The 368-nt window shown below is 49.7% G+C and carries 1 protein-coding gene; it reads right to left on the bottom strand.

What is annotated here, in order from left to right; translation table 11 throughout:
* Positions 1-22: 22 nt before the first annotated feature.
* Positions 23-346 carry a DUF971 domain-containing protein gene (locus J4G02_18455; protein MCE2396517.1) on the bottom strand — a complete coding sequence of 108 codons (324 nt, stop codon included), beginning with the start codon at positions 344-346 and terminating at the stop codon, positions 23-25.
* Between the last annotated feature and the right edge of the window lie 22 nt (positions 347-368).

Below are 368 nucleotides of genomic sequence, written 5' to 3'. Positions count from 1 at the left end.
TCAATTTTTACCTCAGTTTCGATTAAGTACACTGCGGACAGGGACAGATTTCCCTGAGTGTTTCAAAAGAGTAGATGCCAGTCGAGTGCCCATCACTCCAAGTAAATTGGATGGCGTAACGACCCACAAGCTCAAGGTTAAGGGGTTGAGTATCGGCTGGGACTGCAATATGGTCTGGATCGCCGATCCCTTCTGGACCGAATAGGGAATGGACATCCTGTCCCCTGTGCCTTATGGTTGAACACTCCGCACAGGGACATAACCGTCTGAGATATGGATAGGTGTATTCGCTCTCGTGCCCATCCTTCCAGACGATTTGCAGCCCGTCGTTCCCCAACCTTTTAATCGTTTTCGGCTGTTGTTGTCTC

It is taken from the genome of Candidatus Poribacteria bacterium, assembly GCA_021295755.1.
Lineage (GTDB): Bacteria > Poribacteria > WGA-4E > WGA-4E > PCPOR2b > PCPOR2b.
This window is presented reverse-complemented; position numbering and strand designations above follow the sequence as displayed.